Source organism: Rahnella sp. CFA14(1/10), assembly GCF_004195095.1.
Taxonomy (GTDB): domain Bacteria; phylum Pseudomonadota; class Gammaproteobacteria; order Enterobacterales; family Enterobacteriaceae; genus Rahnella; species Rahnella perminowiae.
Window position 1 is genome coordinate 285,582 of the sequence record NZ_SEWS01000006.1, and the last position, 16,860, is coordinate 302,441.

16 protein-coding genes are annotated in these 16,860 nt (G+C 51.7%); 10 read left to right on the top strand and 6 right to left on the bottom strand.

Going from position 1 to position 16,860, the window contains the following annotated elements; genetic code table 11:
- The first annotated feature begins 151 nt into the window (after positions 1-151).
- The 8 genes from EVX52_RS14255 to ghrB all read left to right on the top strand — a co-directional run bounded on the left by EVX52_RS14255 (position 152) and on the right by ghrB (position 9,914).
- Complete coding sequence (locus tag EVX52_RS14255; RefSeq protein ID WP_129991541.1) at positions 152-814, top strand: OmpA family lipoprotein; 663 nt, start codon at positions 152-154, stop codon at positions 812-814.
- 103 nt (positions 815-917) lie between these two features.
- Entirely contained in the window at positions 918-1,925 is a 1,008-nt protein-coding gene (locus EVX52_RS14260) for a LacI family DNA-binding transcriptional regulator (RefSeq protein WP_129991542.1), read from the top strand.
- Between the two features lie 141 nt (positions 1,926-2,066).
- Positions 2,067-4,193, top strand: coding sequence for an alpha-galactosidase (locus EVX52_RS14265; protein WP_129991543.1), 2,127 nt, complete (start codon positions 2,067-2,069; stop codon positions 4,191-4,193).
- Positions 4,194-4,252: 59 nt separating this feature from the next.
- Complete coding sequence (locus EVX52_RS14270) at positions 4,253-5,539, top strand: MFS transporter (protein WP_129954062.1); 1,287 nt, start codon at positions 4,253-4,255, stop codon at positions 5,537-5,539.
- Between the two features lie 67 nt (positions 5,540-5,606).
- On the top strand, positions 5,607-6,641 hold the full coding sequence (locus EVX52_RS14275) for a LacI family DNA-binding transcriptional regulator (protein ID WP_129954064.1): 1,035 nt from the start codon (positions 5,607-5,609) through the stop codon (positions 6,639-6,641).
- 213 nt (positions 6,642-6,854) lie between these two features.
- Complete coding sequence (locus tag EVX52_RS14280; RefSeq protein WP_129991544.1) at positions 6,855-7,604, top strand: sugar phosphate isomerase/epimerase; 750 nt, start codon at positions 6,855-6,857, stop codon at positions 7,602-7,604.
- A 43-nt stretch (positions 7,605-7,647) separates the two neighbouring features.
- Positions 7,648-8,940: an MFS transporter gene (locus EVX52_RS14285; RefSeq protein ID WP_129954068.1), complete on the top strand. Its 1,293-nt coding sequence runs from the start codon at positions 7,648-7,650 to the stop codon at positions 8,938-8,940.
- The gene (gene ghrB, locus EVX52_RS14290; RefSeq protein ID WP_129991545.1) at positions 8,937-9,914 is read left to right on the top strand and encodes a glyoxylate/hydroxypyruvate reductase GhrB; all 978 of its coding nucleotides are present in this window, start codon (positions 8,937-8,939) and stop codon (positions 9,912-9,914) included. Before EVX52_RS14285 ends, ghrB begins: the two co-directional genes overlap by 4 nt.
- Positions 9,915-9,981: 67 nt before the next feature.
- Here the strand turns inward: ghrB and EVX52_RS25570 are convergent, their stop codons facing one another.
- Both EVX52_RS25570 and EVX52_RS25575 read right to left on the bottom strand, forming a co-directional pair.
- Positions 9,982-10,695 carry a hypothetical protein gene (locus tag EVX52_RS25570; RefSeq protein WP_240783472.1) on the bottom strand — a complete coding sequence of 238 codons (714 nt, stop codon included), beginning with the start codon at positions 10,693-10,695 and terminating at the stop codon, positions 9,982-9,984.
- Positions 10,635-11,198, bottom strand: a complete 564-nt coding sequence (locus EVX52_RS25575) for a hypothetical protein (RefSeq protein ID WP_240783473.1) — start codon at positions 11,196-11,198, stop codon at positions 10,635-10,637. Before EVX52_RS25575 ends, EVX52_RS25570 begins: the two co-directional genes overlap by 61 nt.
- 260 nt (positions 11,199-11,458) lie before the next feature.
- Here EVX52_RS25575 and EVX52_RS14300 point away from each other — a divergent pair, with 260 nt between their 5' ends.
- The gene (locus EVX52_RS14300; protein ID WP_129991546.1) at positions 11,459-12,712 is read left to right on the top strand and encodes a valine--pyruvate transaminase; all 1,254 of its coding nucleotides are present in this window, start codon (positions 11,459-11,461) and stop codon (positions 12,710-12,712) included.
- Positions 12,713-12,801: 89 nt separating this feature from the next.
- Here the strand turns inward: EVX52_RS14300 and ibpB are convergent, their stop codons facing one another.
- Together ibpB and ibpA are read right to left on the bottom strand one after the other, a co-directional pair.
- On the bottom strand, positions 12,802-13,236 hold the full coding sequence (gene ibpB / locus EVX52_RS14305; protein WP_129954076.1) for a small heat shock chaperone IbpB: 435 nt from the start codon (positions 13,234-13,236) through the stop codon (positions 12,802-12,804).
- A gap of 143 nt (positions 13,237-13,379) precedes the next feature.
- The gene (gene ibpA, locus EVX52_RS14310; protein WP_014333282.1) at positions 13,380-13,790 is read right to left on the bottom strand and encodes a small heat shock chaperone IbpA; all 411 of its coding nucleotides are present in this window, start codon (positions 13,788-13,790) and stop codon (positions 13,380-13,382) included.
- Between the two features lie 380 nt (positions 13,791-14,170).
- Between ibpA and EVX52_RS14315 the strand changes: the two genes are divergently transcribed.
- Positions 14,171-14,548, top strand: a complete 378-nt coding sequence (locus EVX52_RS14315; RefSeq protein WP_129954078.1) for a YceK/YidQ family lipoprotein — start codon at positions 14,171-14,173, stop codon at positions 14,546-14,548.
- Between the two features lie 62 nt (positions 14,549-14,610).
- Here EVX52_RS14315 and EVX52_RS14320 read toward each other — a convergent pair whose 3' ends face one another.
- Both EVX52_RS14320 and yidA read right to left on the bottom strand, forming a co-directional pair.
- Positions 14,611-15,873 (bottom strand): DUF3748 domain-containing protein, encoded by a 1,263-nt coding sequence (locus tag EVX52_RS14320; RefSeq protein WP_129954080.1) that lies wholly within the window; start codon positions 15,871-15,873, stop codon positions 14,611-14,613.
- A gap of 29 nt (positions 15,874-15,902) precedes the next feature.
- Entirely contained in the window at positions 15,903-16,718 is an 816-nt protein-coding gene (gene yidA / locus EVX52_RS14325; RefSeq protein WP_129954082.1) for a sugar-phosphatase, read from the bottom strand.
- Positions 16,719-16,860: the final 142 nt, after the last annotated feature.

Sequence of the window (16,860 nt, forward strand, 5' to 3'; positions counted from 1 at the left end):
CGCATAAAGAGCGCCGGAACGCCGCAGGACTGATGTCCTCCCGTTGCATTTGTTTATGTTTTGACACCTTTTTTTGTGCAACTTGTTGGAAAGCAGGTAGTCATAATGCAGCGGTAAAGTTCTAAATAATAAACATCCTGAAGGAAATAAGATGAGCAAAAGATTACTTGTGGTTGCGGGCGTACTTTGCGTCACCCTGGGCCTGTCAGCCTGTACCACTAACCCTTACACCGGCGAATCAGAAGCAGGGAAATCCGGCATTGGCGCAGGTCTTGGTGCCGCGCTTGGCGCCGGTGTCGGGATGCTGTCTTCCTCTAAACATGATCGCGGCAAAGGCGCCCTGATCGGTGCCGCAGCGGGTGCCGCACTGGGTGGCGGTGCAGGTTATTACATGGATGTGCAGGAAGCTAAACTGCGAGACAAAATGAAAGGCACCGGCGTCAGCGTGACGCGTCAGGGCGACAATATCGTGCTGAATATGCCGAATAATGTCACCTTCGACACCAACAGCAGTACGCTGAAACCGGCAGGCGCAAATACGCTGACCGGCGTGGCGATGGTACTGAAAGAGTATCCGAAAACCGCGGTTAACGTGATCGGTTACACCGACAGCACCGGTACCCGCGCACTCAACATGAAACTGTCGCAGCAACGTGCTGACGGCGTGGGCAGCGCACTGATCACCCAGGGCGTTGAAGGCAGCCGCGTACACACCACCGGCGCAGGCCCGGATAATCCGATCGCCAGCAACAGCACCGAAGCCGGCAAAGCGCAAAACCGTCGTGTAGAAATCACGCTGAGCCCGTTGCAATAAAGTTTGCAGACTCTCTGTCATCACGGGGCCAAATGGCCCCGTTTTGTTTGGCTTATGATATTCTCCCGCAACGTGCCTTCCAAACTGCGTTACGGGTGTCAGTATGTCTCTGAAAGCAATAGCGAAAGATCTCGGTATTTCCGTAACCACAGTCAGCCGTGCGCTGAACGGTTACGACGACGTTTCAGCAGAGACCAAAGCCCGGGTTCAGGCGGCGGCAAATGCGCGCGGATATCGTCCAAATACCCTCGCCCGCCGCTTAAAAATGGGTAAGATCGACGCCGTTGGCCTCATTTTCCCCTTCAGTTCCCATCCTTTAAGTAATTCTGCGTTTATCGAAATGGTCGGTTGTATCACGCGTGAGCTGGCCAAACATGAAATCGATCTGTTACTGGTGCCGGACGAACTGGGCACGTTTTCGTGGCAGCGTCTGATTGAAAGCAAACGCGTCGATGCGATGCTGGTAGCGCATACACTTGACAACGATCCCCGGCTGCTGGATTTGCAGCAACGTAATTTCCCGTTTCTGGCCCTCGGCCGCAGCGGGTGTCTGACACAGGATTATGCCTGGTTCGATTTCGATAACCGCGCCGGTATGCAGATGGCGGTGGATCACCTCGCCGCGCTCGGCCATCGGCGCATCGCGTTTCTCGGCGAAAATAATCAGCAATCTTTTATCGGCCAGCGCTATCAGGGATATCTTGACGGGTTGCGGATAAACGCGCTGCCGGTGAACACCGGCTATATGCATAAAATCAATCCAAGCCGTCGGGCCGGTTATCAGGCCACGCAGGCAATGCTGGCATTACCGGTGCCGCCTACGGCAATTGTCTGCGACTGCAATATGCACGGTGAAGGCGCAGCACTGGCGTTGCATGAAGCCGGTTTGTTGCTCAGCGGCGCTGTGTCGCTGATTATCTTTGACGGATTGCCGTACGACAGCGTGCCGGATGTGGCAGTGACCGCCGTCCGTCAGGGCACCCGCGAAGCGGTGGGGCTGCAAATCGCTAATATGACAATGTCGCTTATCCGCAATGAACCGCTGAAGGATTTACAGGTTCTGTGGCAGCCGGAATTACAGGCGGGCGTTACCGCACATCCACCACGCTGATACTTCCCCTTTCGATTATTTTTCCACCCTATATCACAAATCTGACGCTACACATTTCCCATCCGAAACGTTTCGGATCCATAGTAATCCGACTAACCCGCTTTTTTGCAGTCACAATTTTTCTGACGGAGTCGTGAAACTATGGAAAACCAGTTCGTCCATTTAACCGCCGCGCGCACCAGCCTGATCGTCCGCTGCACCCCGTTCGCCGAAATCCTTTACTGGGGTAACCGCCTCAGCCAGTTTTCAGCCGATGACATCATTTCCCTGAGCCGCGCGGTGCCCAATGGCCGGATTGATGTGGAAGCGCCGGTGAATGTCAGCGCAGATACCGGACGTGGTTCCTTTGGTGCGCCGGGCATGGAAGGCCATCGCGACGGGCTGGACTGGTCACCGGTGTTTAATACCACGCAGGTGGAGCACGACGGCAATCAGCTGATTCTCCTCACTGAAGATCCCATCGCCGGCCTGCAATTTCGCAGCGAATTGCGTCTGGATGACAGCGGCATTTTGCAGACGCGCAATGCCCTGACCAATCTTAAACCCGGCGCCTATCAGGTGACGCGACTGGCCGTCACGCTGCCGCTGCCGGAACGTGCCGCCGAAGTGATGGCTTTTCATGGCCGCTGGATCAGGGAATTTCAGCCACACCGTACCCTGCTCGATCACGGCGGCATCATTCAGGAAAACCGCCGGGGGAAAACCTCCTCCGAATATTTCCCGGCAATGATGATCGGTCATCCGGGTTTCAGCGAAGAACAGGGTGAGGTCTGGGGAATGCATCTGGGCTGGAGTGGCAACCACAGGCTGCGCGCTGACATTAAAGTCGACGGTCGCCGTCTGGTGCAAGCCGAAGCACTGTATTTTCCGGGTGAGCAAAAACTGGAACAAGGCGAAACGCTGGAAACCCCGTGGCTGTATGCCGGCTTTTCCAGGACTGGCCTGAATGGCATGAGCCAGCAATTCCACCGCTTTGTGCGCGAACAGATTCTGCGCTTCCCGGATCAAAAACCACGGCCTGTACACCTTAATACCTGGGAAGGGATTTATTTCAAACATGATCCTGACTACATCATGCAGATGGCCACCGAATCAGCGGCGTTAGGCGTTGAACGCTTCATTATCGACGACGGCTGGTTCCGGGGACGTGACCATGACCGTGCGGCCCTGGGTGACTGGTATCTCGACGAGAAAAAGTACCCGCACGGCCTGAAACCGGTGATCGACCATGTCAAAAAACTCGGCATGGAATTTGGTATCTGGGTCGAGCCGGAAATGATTAACCCGGATTCCGATTTATACCGTGCGCATCCTGACTGGCTACTGGCATTACCCGGCTATCAGCAACCCAGCGGACGACATCAGTATGTGCTTGATCTGAACAACCGGCAGGTCTTTGACTATCTGTTGGAACGCATGAGCTGGCTGCTCGGTGAGCACGATGTGGATTATGTGAAATGGGACATGAACCGCGAAATTGTGCAGCCGGGGCATGAAGGCCGCGCGGCGCTGACAACACAGACGCAGCAATTTTACCATCTGCTGGATGTACTGGGCGAACGCTTCCCGCACATTGAGTTTGAATCCTGCGCATCCGGCGGTGGCCGCATTGATTATGAAGTGCTTAAACGCAGCCACCGTTTCTGGACTTCCGACAATAATGACGCGCTGGAACGGCAGAAAATCCAGCGCGGTATGAGCTATTTTTTCCCACCGGAAGTCATGGGAGCACATATCGGCAACAAACTGTGCCACGCCACCTCGCGCCAGCACAGCATTGAATTTCGCGGACTGACGGCGCTGTTCGGACACATGGGTATTGAGCTGGATCCGGTGAAAGAAGGTGAGGCCGAACGCGCAGGTTTCGCGAAATACACCCGGCTTCATCAGCAACTTCGGCCGTTATTGCACAGCGGAAACGTGTATCGGGTGGATACCCATGACAAGACGGTGCTGATTAACGGAGTGGTCAGTCAAAACGCCGATCACGCCGTATTCCTGATCAGCCAGCTGACGATGCCCACTTGGTCATTGCCTGGTGCCTTGCGCGTGCCGGGGCTGAAACCCGCCGCACGTTATCGCGTGACGGTGCTGGACGAACCGCCATTGCTGGCAGGCGGCGGCAGCGGTCACACCATGCGTGCGCAACCGGCGTGGCTGCATGAATCTCCGGTATTGAGCGGCGAATGGCTGGCAAATGCCGGGCTGACGCTGCCGGTGCTGGATCCTGAAAGTGCCCTGCTTCTGGGCTTCGAAGAAGTCCGATAACAACAAAAATACGCCGGTACGACAGTGCCGGTTTTCATGGTTTCGGCAAGGAAATCACTATGACCCCTACACAAACCTCCGATCGTTGCTTCTATAAAAACAATACTAATTTCTGGATATTTGGCAGCTATTTCTTCCTCTATTTTTTCATTATGGCGACCTGTTATCCGTTTTTACCCATCTGGCTTTCTGACATTATCGGCCTGAGTAAAACGGAAACCGGCATTGTATTTTCCAGTATGTCTTTGTTTGCCATTCTGTTTCAGCCGGTTTTCGGCATCATTTCTGACAAGCTCGGCCTGAAGAAACACCTTCTGTGGATCATCGCCGTACTGCTGTTTCTGTTCGCGCCGTTCTTTATTTACGTTTTCGCGCCCTTGTTAAAACTGAATATCGTGCTCGGCGCGATACTCGGCGGCGCCTATATCGGTTTCGTGTTTGCGGGCGGTTCAGGTGCAACCGAGGCCTATATCGAAAGGGTCAGCCGCAACAGTTCGTTTGAATACGGCAAGGCGCGGATGTTCGGCTGTTTCGGCTGGGGGATTTGTGCTTCAACGGCAGGCGTGCTGTTTAACATCAACCCGGATATTGTGTTCTGGATGGGTTCCGGCGCAGCGGTGATCCTGATGATTCTGCTGTTGATTGCCCGTCCGCAGGAAAACAAAAACGCGCTGGTTTTGAATAAACTTGGCGCCAATCAGTCGCAATTCTCGCTGAAAACGGCAGCTTTATTGCTGAAAGAACGCAAGCTGTGGATGCTGATTTTATATGTGGTTGGCGTGGCCTGTGTCTATGACGTATTCGATCAACAATTCGCCACCTTCTTCAAAACCTTCTTCGCGTCCCCGCAGCAGGGCACCGAAATGTTCGGCTATGTCACCACGGCAGGTGAGCTGTGTAACGCACTGATTATGTTCTGTTCACCGTGGATCATTAACCGTATCGGCGCAAAAAACACCTTACTGCTGGCGGGTACGATTATGTCTATCCGCATTGTCGGTTCGTCGTTTGCCACCACGGCAATCGAAGTGATTTTACTGAAGATGCTGCACGCGCTGGAAGTCCCATTCCTGCTGGTTGGCGTATTCAAATACATCACACAGATTTTTGATGTCCGGTTCTCCGCGACCCTTTATCTGATCGGCTTTAACTTTGCCAAACAGCTGGCGGCGATTTTCCTTTCGGCCTTCGCGGGGAATTTGTATGACCGGATAGGATTCAGCGATACTTATCTGATCCTCGGCGGTATCGCCTTCGGGGTCACGATCATTTCGGCATTTACCCTGAGCAGCCGGCCAAAGGCAGAAGCCACGCCGCCAATACACACGGCAGAAAGTTTGCGCTGACTGGCGGGTGCAGCCTTTCGGCACTCTGTGCTAGTCTCCGTGGGATAAGCATGAGGGGAGAAAGGCTGTGAGTAAAAAACAGGAACCGGGCGTGACGGTCCGCGCCACGATACGTGATGTCGCCAGTGCTGCCAAAACCGGCAAAACCAGCGTGTCGCGTTATCTCAACGGCGAAAAACACCTGCTGTCTGATGCGCTGAAAGAGCGTATCGGACGGGCAATCTCCCTGCTGGATTATCAGCCCAGCCAGATGGCCCGCAGCCTGAAAAGCGGGCAAACGCGCCTGGTGGGGCTTATCCTTGCAGATATTACTAACCCGTATTCGGTTGAAGTGATGCGTGGCGTCGAAGCCGCCTGTCGTCAGGAGGGCCTGACTCTGCTGGTGTGTAACACCAATAATGAGCTGGATCAGGAAAAGCATTACCTGCAATTGCTCAGCAGCTATCGCGTCGATGGTATCGTGGTGAATGCCGTCGGGATGCGCGAGGCGGCAATTTCCACGCTGCAACAGGCTAATTTACCGATGGTCCTGATTGACCGCAAAGTCGCGAATTTCGCCTGCGATGTCATCGGGTTGAACAACATTGAAGCCACACAGATGATGACCGGTCATCTCCTGAAGCAGGGTTTCGAAGCCCTGCTTTTTATCAGTGAACCTGCCACCATTAATACCCGTTTTGACCGCTTACACGCCTTCCTGAAATGTATGCAGCAATACCCGCAGAACATTGCTGAACAGGGCGAAATTGAGCTGAACAATACCCAAGGGCTCGATAATCTGTTGGAAGATTTTGTGGCACGGCATGCGGATAAACACAAAGCCGTGATGTGCGTGAATGGTGCACTGACGCTACAGGTCGCGCGCGCTATGCAGCGGCTGAATATCCGCTGGGGACCCGACATCGGTTTATCCGGTTTCGATGAGCTGGTCTGGGCTGATCTGGCGGGCGTGGGCATCACCACGCTCAGGCAACCCACCTATGATATGGGTGTTGCGGCACTCAGACAGCTGGTGACCCGGATTCAGGGCAATTCTGACCCTGTGGCTGAGCTGGAATTTTCCGGTGAGCTGGTTGTGCGTGGTTCAACAGCCGCGCGCTGATCCCTTTTCTTCTCCCGCTACCTGTCCGTTCTTCGTGAGCGGGATCATATTTTTGCGCTTTTGTTCTGTCGGTTGGAACCGGTTCCAATTAGGTTGTATAAAACGAAACAAAACGTTAACAACAGCTCGACCTGTCATTTGTTCCACTAAAATGAGGTTTCGGAAATGATTGTCTGCACCGGTTTTACCGGGTGCTTTACAGGATAAATATTCATGAAAAGAGAAATCGTCATTGTCACCGCCGCCTACGGCAACAGTGTGGTAAAAGCCCGTGGCGGCCAGACAGCGCTGCTTTCAGTGATTGCTGATGCAAAGGCCGACGGCGTGGAAATTCGCCGCGAATTATTCTCTGCCGGAGAGCTGGATTCGCTGCCAACGCTGGCAGAAAAAATCCAAAATCATGGATTGTTTGCTGTGTACTCCGTGCCTTTTCCGCTGTTTTCACCAGGTGGCAAGCTTAACCCTGATGCACCACAATATTTTGAAGAGGCGCGGATTCTCAATGCACGCACAGTTAAGTTTTCTCTCGGCGAATTTGAGCCGGGCCAGGATCTGACGCCGTTGAAAGTCGTGCTGGCATCAAGCCCGGTGAAACTGGTGGTTGAGAATGACCAGTCACCGGATTGTGGCATTCTGTCGCGCATTAACGCCTTTATGTTTGCTGCTGAGTCGCTGCATCTGCCGTTAAGCATGACGTTCGACATGGCCAACTGGCTGTGGGTCGGACAGGATCCGGCGGTTGCTGCTGAACGTCTGGCGCGTCACGTGGGTTATGTGCATATCAAAGCAGCCCAAAAACGTAGCGGGAAATGGCATGCCGTTGCACTCGATGACAGCGACGGCAGCTGGGAACCTTTATTAAAAATTCTGCCTCAGGATGTTCCGCGCGGTATCGAATTCCCGCTTGAAGGGGATGATCTGACCGCGGTGACGCGCTATTACGTAGAACTGTTACGTCAGTAAGCGGAGACGGGAACGTGCTGATGCACTATCAGGAGAACGCGTTATGAATCAGTCCAGGATCGCCACCCGCCGCTGGTGGTACATCATGCCTGTCGTGTTCATCACTTACAGTCTGGCGTATGTTGACCGCTCGAACTTCAGTTTTGCTTCGGCGGCCGGTATCAACGACGATTTGGGCATCACCAAAGGAATGTCGTCCCTGCTCGGGGCACTGTTTTTTCTGGGTTATTTCTTCTTCCAGATCCCCGGCACGATTTATGCTGAGCGCCGCAGTGTTAAGAAACTGATTTTCTGGTGTTTATTGCTGTGGGGTGGATTTGCCTCTTTAACCGGCGTGGTGACCAACATTCCTATGCTGGCGGTGATCCGATTCGCACTCGGCGTGGTTGAAGCCGCCGTCATGCCCGCTATGTTGGTGTATATCAGCAACTGGTTCACAAAATCCGAACGTTCCCGTGCCAACACTTTCCTGATCCTCGGTAATCCGGTGACAGTATTGTGGATGTCAGTACTTTCCGGCTATCTGATCAAATCGTTTGGCTGGCGAGAGATGTTTATCTTCGAAGGTATTCCGGCGATTATCTGGGCGGTTATCTGGTGGTTTACCGTCAAAGATAAACCCGAAGAAGTCAGCTGGCTGAGCGATCGGGAGAAACAGGCGCTGGCCGCGCAACTGGAAAAAGAGCAGAAAAATATTCAGGCGGTCGGCGGTTACCGCGAAGCCTTCCGCTCGCGCAATGTGGTGCTGCTTTGTCTGCAATATTTCTTCTGGAGCATTGGCGTGTATGGTTTTGTGCTCTGGCTGCCGTCGATTTTACGCGACGGCAAATCAATGGGCATGGTCGAAGCGGGCTGGTTATCCTCTGCCCCTTATCTGGCCGCCACGCTCGCAATGATTCTGGTGTCCTGGGCATCGGACAAAATGCAAAACCGTAAGTTGTTTGTCTGGCCGTTATTGCTGGTGGGCGCGCTGGCGTTCTTTGGTTCATGGGCCGCGGGCACAAATAATTTCTGGCTTTCGTACAGTTTACTGGTGGTCGCTGCTGCGGCAATGTATGCCCCGTACGGCCCCTTCTTTGCCATCATTCCTGAAATGCTGCCGAAAAATGTTTCCGGTGGCGCAATGGCATTAATCAACAGTCTCGGTGCGCTGGGCTCGTTCTTTGGTTCCTGGTTTGTCGGTTATCTCAACGGGAATACGGGCAGCCCGGCAGCATCCTTCATTTTCATGGCCGTGTCGTTACTGGTTTCCGCAGGCCTGACCCTGCTGGTGAGACCACGACAGGCCAACATTCAGCCGAAAGAAGTTTCCTTAACCCAAGGGAGTAAGTCATGAAGCCGTCTATTGTTTTATATAAAAAATTACCCGCAGATTTGCATCAGCGTCTGGAAGAGCATTTCACCATCACTGAATTTGATGGCATCACGGATAAAAATCGCGCTCAGGTTTTTGATGCGCTGCAAAACGCGGAAGGATTACTGGGTTCTGGCGGGAAAGTGGATAAGGAATTGTTTGACCATGCGCCGCGCCTGCGGGCTGTCTCAACAATTTCAGTGGGTTATGATAATTTCGATGTAAAAGAACTGACCCGTCGCCAGATCCCGATGATGCATACTCCGACGGCGCTGACCGATACCGTAGCCGATACGGTGATGGCGCTGGTGCTTGCCACCGCCCGTCGTGTGGTGAATGTGGCCGAGCGCGTAAAGGCCGGTGAATGGAATGAAAACATTGGCGAAGACTGGTTCGGCACCGACGTGCATCATAAAACCATGGGTATCGTCGGCATGGGCCGTATCGGTCTGGCGCTGGCACAACGTGCCCACTTTGGCTTCGATATGCCCATTCTGTACAACGCACGCAGTCAACATAAAGAAGCCGAAGAGCGTTTTGGCGCCCGTAAATGTGAGCTGGATGAACTGCTGGAAGCATCAGATTTCGTTTGTGTTCTGCTGCCAATGACGGAGCAGACTTTCCATCTGATTGGCAAAGAGCAACTGGCAAAAATGAAATCCAGCGCCATTTTGATTAGCGCTGGCCGTGGCCCTGTGATTGATGAGCCGGCACTGATTGATGCGCTGAAAGCCAAAACCATTTATGGCGCAGGTCTGGATGTATTTGAAACGGAACCGCTGCCAAAAGACTCACCGCTTCTGAGCCTGCCGAACGTGGTTGCCCTGCCCCACATCGGATCTGCAACTCATGAAACCCGTTATGACATGGCTGCCTGTGCCGTAGATAACCTGATTGCGGCGCTGAAAGGCGACGTCAAACAATTCTGCGTTAACCCGGAAGTTCTGCAGAAATAGGTGAGGGCAATGAAGCGGACCGGCCCGGGCCATGACCTGATGGCCGGTCTGTTAAGTTGGCGAAGGGTCAGAGGTATTTCATTAATATCTCTCTGATCTGCCTGTCAGCTTTTCTCGCATACACTTCCTGGTTAAATGCCAGAAGACTATTTTTCAGCACCGGGGTGGGGACATGGTCGGGTGTCAAAAGTTTGTAGATAATATTGCCATCATAGGGGCTACTGCCAGCGACCATCGACTCGAATTTGTTGAGCAATTCTTCGCCCCCCAGCGCGTTGGCGCGTTTATTTAAACCTTCGATAAGAGGCTCTTTCCAGGGTTGCTTGTCGTAATACGGTAAGCTCTTTTTCAATGACAGATAGTCGGAAAGACTTTGGTCGCCGGACATCATGCCGGTTTTACTGAAACTGGTAAGATTTTTGAACATCGTTGAAGGAAGCGTTTTAGTAATACAAATATGAATTTTTTTATTACCGGCCCCCCGGTTGTAACCGTGATTGATGACTTTACTTTCATCGGTTATTGAAGAGAGATGAAACTCCGAAAACAAGTCATTATGAGGAGGTCTTAAAAAAGAGCCTTTGAGTTTTATCAGTAAGCGATTAATGACATGTTCTTCCCGGCAGACAAAAACATACGCTGAATTACCCGGGGTATTTCTGTCTTCGATCAGTGTATTGATAATAAAAGTCTGGGCACAAGTGAAAAAGGTATCTGAGCTTAAATATGCAAAATAGAGCGCGCAATCTTCCGGTAAACATAAATTATAACTATCCAGCAATTTAATAATATCCTGCTTGGCGGATTTTTGTATGCTGATAACCTCTTGTCTTGCTCCGGCATAGGCAAATAACCCAGAGATTTTTTTCTGAACCCAAGGCTATGAACACTGATGTTTTTTAAGCCTAAGCTGGAGAGAGCGGCTTTATAGTCACGATCAGATGAACCGTAATCACGAGTAATATCCATTTCGTCAATTAGAATAACAGTATCACAATTTATTATGTCCAACTGAAAGAATAAATCCGCCAACACGGAAGCTAAAGGCACGGGAGCCTTAATGCTATAGGGCGTCACAACAATCACACAATCCCTGTAATTCATTTTTTTGCCTTGATTGAATTTTTCCTCCCCCTCGATTTTAAAAGATTTTGATCTTGAACTAACCTTAAATAACACCCCCTCTGCCTGAGTGCTGCGCGCGATATCTTTTATTTTCTTTCCCAGTGCATAATCCCCGCCACCCGCCATAACTAAATTCAAAATAATTATACTTTTTTTCATTGTATTAACCTGGCTTATGTATTTTTGAATAATAATTATGCCATTCGTGAAAATGAAAACACAGACGAGTTTCATTACTCTGTCAGTAAGCAAATCATAATAAGGTCAGGGGCATATATAATTTCCTGACATAATTTATCCCACTCTTTCCTGTAACACTCTGAAAGGAAATGCTGCGTTAAACCCCGGTGGTCCGATTGCACTGTTTTGCTGCAGGCGTTATGGTGGAAGACACATTTCGATAACATACAAAGCTTTCTATGACGTTTTCTGCTTTCGGTGACAAATTTACCCGTTTTTCAGGTATAACACGCCTGATGGGCGATATGAATGATGGTCTGCGCACACCTGGCGCCGTGATGCTGGGCGGGGGCAATCCGGCTCAAATTCCTGAGATGCAGGATTATTTCCAGACGCTGCTGTCGGAAATGCTGGCCGCGGGCAAACTGACTGAAGCGCTGTGCAACTACGACGGTCCGCAGGGCAAAGACGTTCTGCGCCACGCGCTGGCCGAGATGTTGCAGAAAGAGCTCGGCTGGCAGCTGGATGCACAAAATATCGCGCTAACCAACGGCAGCCAGAGTGCCTTCTTCTATTTATTCAATCTGTTCGCCGGTCGTCGCGCCGACGGCAGCATGTCGAAAGTATTGTTCCCGCTGGCACCGGAATACCTCGGTTACGCAGATGCCGGACTGGATGAAAATCTGTTTGTGTCGGCCAAGCCAAACATCGAATTGCTGCCGGAAGGCCAGTTCAAGTATCACGTCGATTTCGATCATCTGAATATTACCGATGACATCGGCCTGATATGCGTTTCCCGCCCGACGAACCCGACCGGCAACGTGATTACCGATGAAGAGCTGATCCGCCTCGATGCACTGGCACAGCAGAAAAATATTCCGTTACTCATCGATAATGCCTATGGCGTGCCGTTCCCCGGCATTGTGTTCACTGACGCGACGCCGCTGTGGAACCCGAATATCATCCTGTGCATGAGTCTGTCGAAACTCGGCCTGCCCGGTTCGCGCTGCGGCATCGTGATTGCCGATGAAAAAATCATCAAAGCGATCAGTAATATGAACGGCATTATCAGTCTGTCTCCGGGCAGTGTCGGACCGGCGATTGCCCACGAAATGATTACGCGCGGCGATTTACTGCGTCTTTCCAACGAGGTGATTAAACCGTTCTATTTCCAGCGCGTGCAGGAAACTATTGCCACGCTGCGCCGTTATCTGCCAGAAGAACGTTGTCTGATCCATAAACCGGAAGGCGCGATTTTCCTGTGGCTGTGGTTTAAGGATTTGCCGATCACTACCGAAGTGTTGTATCAGCGCCTTAAGCAGCGCGGCGTTCTGATGGTGCCAGGCGATTACTTCTTCCCGGGGCTGGAACACCCGTGGCCACATACCCATCAGTGTATGCGAATGAACTACGTCCCTGACGCCGAGCAGATCGAGCGCGGCGTGCAAATTTTGGCCGAAGAAGTGGAAAAAGCACACGCCGAAAATCAGTAACTGAGCGCGATTTATTGAGAACGGGTCGGCACAAAGAAAAAGGGAGGACATATTAATGTCCTCCCTTTCTTTATTGGGCTGAAACCGTCTTATTCAGACTGGTTTTCCAGCGCTGGTTTCTCAGTGCCGATCGCGATTTTTTGTGGTTGCAGCGCTTCCGGTACTTCGCGCACCAGATTGATATGCAGCAGGCCATGGGTAAATTCAGCGGCCGAAACGTGCATATGCTCTGCCAGCGTGAAACTCAGGGTGAAAGGCTTAATCACTAACCCCTGATGCAGATATTCCACCTGCGTTTCCGGCTGAGCCGGTGTGCCGCTGACCGTTAATCGTGGCCCTTCGACTTCAATATTCAGTTCACTTTGCTGGAAACCCGCCAGCGCCAGTGAAATGCGGTAATGGTTGTCATCCGACTTTTCAATATTGTAAGGAGGGAAAACCTGATCGGCCCCCTGCATTGAACTGGCTAATTTATCGAAACCAATCCACTGACGCAGCAATGGGGAAATATCATAATTACGCATAATGTAACTCCTTCTTTGAAGCGAGATGATTAATGCCATCATCCGTTTTGGATGTGACGGTACAGCCCCCTGACGGCGAGCCTAAACTTTTTCATTTTCTGGCGGTCAGTAAAGATGGCCGCTGGTGATTTATTGCCGCTAAATCAGCGGATTTCGATACGCCGTGGTTTGGACGATTCAGGAACGACACGTTCCAGATCGATATACAGCAAACCGTTCGACAAATTGGCGGCTTTTATTTGAATATGCTCCGCCAGCTGAAATTTGCGTTCGAAATTACGTTCGGCAATGCCCTGATATAAATAGGTCCGCCCGGTGTCGGCGGGTGCATGTGCACCTTTGACCAGCAGCATGTTGTCATGCGCAGTAATGTCCAGCTCTGATTCGGCAAAACCTGCAACTGCGATAGCAATCCGGTAATGGTTTTCGTCAACCAGCTCGACATTATATGGGGGATAGCCGCCACCCTGATTCTGACCCGATTCGATAAGATTAAACAAACGGTCAAAACCAATGGCAGAACGGTATAACGGGGATAAATCAAAATTACGCATGACAACTTCTCCTGATATTCAGCGAGTATTGTTGAGTCGTCCTCCTGGCGGACCGACCCGCGACACAGTGATGACTGAAAAACCCTTCCGGCGTTTCTCCTCCTGCGTCGTACAGTAAAAATGGAGACGAAAGGAAAATTTTCAAGCCAGAAAAAACAAAAAATTTGGCTGTGGTTTATATGATGAAGGCCAAAATACATAACGGACCGGAGCGAAAAGACAGAGAGAGCAGGCAGATTCCTGCAATATTTCAAATAGTAATTACACTTAATGGGATCGCAGCCACAGAGCTACAGCTTGCTTTGTTAATTTTTTGTGCTGAGTGGTATAAGTCACCTTGACGTACAAGCTCAGCCTGACAGCATAAGATGAGTTCTAACATGATGAAATTTGCATTAACGCCGCTGATGACAGGATGTGTTTTTTTAGCGACGAGCGGTTGCTCCAGCGTAATGAGCCATACAGGTGGCGATACCGGATATTATTCAGGCGCACGCGCTGATGTAAATATGATAAAAAGTGATGAAACCAGCTGGGCGATGACGCCGCTGCTGTTAATTGATTTGCCGTTCAGCGCAGTGCTGGATACGGTATTGCTGCCTTATGATTATTTTCGTAGCGGAAAAGTGACGACGCGGGATCGCGTCAAAGCCAGTGAAGAACACAATATTGCGTTGAGCAACGGTGTCGATATTGATCACATCCCGCCCATGACCACCACCGATCGCGGTCACAAGTCTTCGGCGCATAAAAAATAAGCGTAAAAAAACCGGCCAACATTATGGGACCGTTTCAAACCCTGGCCGGTTTACTAAAAGAGCTACTGAGCGTCGGTAACAAAAATCTGAGCGAATTCCCCACACTGGCGCATAAACGCCACTTTGCTGCCATCCGGTGAATACACGACCGCATCGGCGCAAGGCGTAATCTCCGTTCTCTGCGTTAACCGCTGCATTTCTCCGCTTTTAACATCAAGACGCATCACGCTGTTATCGCATACCAGTGCCAGCGATTTTCCATCAGGACTCCAGCTGAACGCAGACTGAACCCCCTGCCCGGTATGGCTGATTTGCACCGGTTCGCCCCCGTTCGGTGAAACCGTCCAGACCTGCACGACCCCGTTTTGGTCTTTCATCAGAAACGCAATCTGTTCGCCATCCGGCGATGTGCGTAGCCAGTGGCGTGGCTGGGTAGCGATGCCGTTTTCAGTAAAGGTGATGCGCCTTTGCTTTACGCCTGAAGGGGGAGCGGGCAACATTTCCGGCGTGCCCTGCAAAGGTTTATCACCCGACTGACGGTAATCCTGATCATGGTGTGGCAAATCCACCACATAGACTTCAGGATGCTTTTCGCCGCGGGCGGAAAGAGTATCGCCGATAAAGGCCAGTGCCCATCGCTGACGGCTGCCATCCGGTTTCAGATAGCCTTCATGCCCGATCCAGCCCTCTTCATAAGCCCGGTTGATTTCATCGCTGCCGGGCTGAGGACAGGGCGTGGTTTCGCTAACCAGAACGCTGAAATGGCTTCCATCGTATTCACGCGGGTGATGTTTTGGAGAAACTACCGGATAACCTGAAACAGCGACGCCAACATTACGCAGGTCGAGTGCCGGCGCACGTTCATGCAACACATGGTCATTATAGGTAAAACTCAGACGCGAACCGTCCGGGCTGAATACGTGAACATGTGAGCCACCGCGCAGGGCTCCGGCGGTAAAAGGGGCGGTGATGTCCATCGCATCCAGCGTCACGGCCTTTTCGCCTGCAGGCTCTGAAACGATGACACCGCGACGGTGATGAAAATCATACTGCCAGCTTTCATCCGGATTTTCCGGGCCATGAATAAACGCATAACGGGCAGGCAGATCCGGGCTGACGGTTACCACACCCACATGTGCGCCGTGATGTGCCTGATAAAGCACTTGTACCTCAGCCGTTTCGACATTCACCCGCTCAATGGTTGAGCCGGTAAAAGAACCACCATGCGGGCGCACGTCATACGCCAGCCACTGGCTGTCCGGCGTCCAGACGTTAATGTTAGTCAGCTGATGCCCGCGGGCATCAGAAGTTAATTGTTTTTCCATGGCCACGTGGCTCCTTCTGCCTTACAGGTTCAGACGTTCAGAACGAACTTCTCGATTGCAAACGCCACACCGTCTTCAGTGTTCGTTTTGGTGACGAACTGGCTGACGGCTTTTACGCTGTCCAGCGCATTTCCCATCGCAACGCCAATCCCGGCATATTCCAGCATCGCAATGTCATTTTCCTGGTCGCCGAGCGTCATCACACTCGCACGCGCAATACCCAGTTTTTCTGCCAGTGCCTTCACGCCTTCGCCTTTATTCACGCGCTTATCAAGGATTTCAAGGAAATACGGCGAGCTTTTCATGATGGTGTAGCGTTCTTTTGCCTCAGCAGGAAGCTGGCTGATAGCGCGGTCCAGCAGTTGCGGATCATCAATCATCATCACTTTCGGGAACGTGAGCGCCGGATCCATTTCCTCTGCCGGACAGAATTGCAGCGGAATGCCGGTGGTGTAGGATTCATGTACGCTGTATTTGCTGATATGGCGGTTAGCGGTAAACAGATCATTTTTTGTCAGGGCATGGAAATGCACACCAAGCTGACGGGCGAGCTGTTCGAAGTAATGATAATCATCAATTCTGAGGGCTATTTCGGCGATCACGCTGCCATCTTTGGCATTATGCACCAGCGCGCCATTATTGGTGATGCAATAACAACCGTCCTGCTGTAAATCCAGTTCCATCAGATAGCGCTGTACACCGATAAAAGGACGGCCCGTCGCCAGAACGATTTGCACACCTTTCGCCCGTGCTTCTGACAACGCTTTTTTAACGGCGGGTGTCACTTCATGCTGCGGATTGAGCAACGTCCCGTCCATATCAATTGCAATTAATTCAATAGCCATAGCATCCTCAGAGTTTAAGAAATCTTGCTCAATGCTAACGCGATTACCCGCTGTAAAGCCAGCCGGAATGCGGGGTGCGTCAGACGAAAAAAAAGTCCGAAACGGTTTCCCGGTTCGGACTTTTTATCAGCTCATGCCTTGA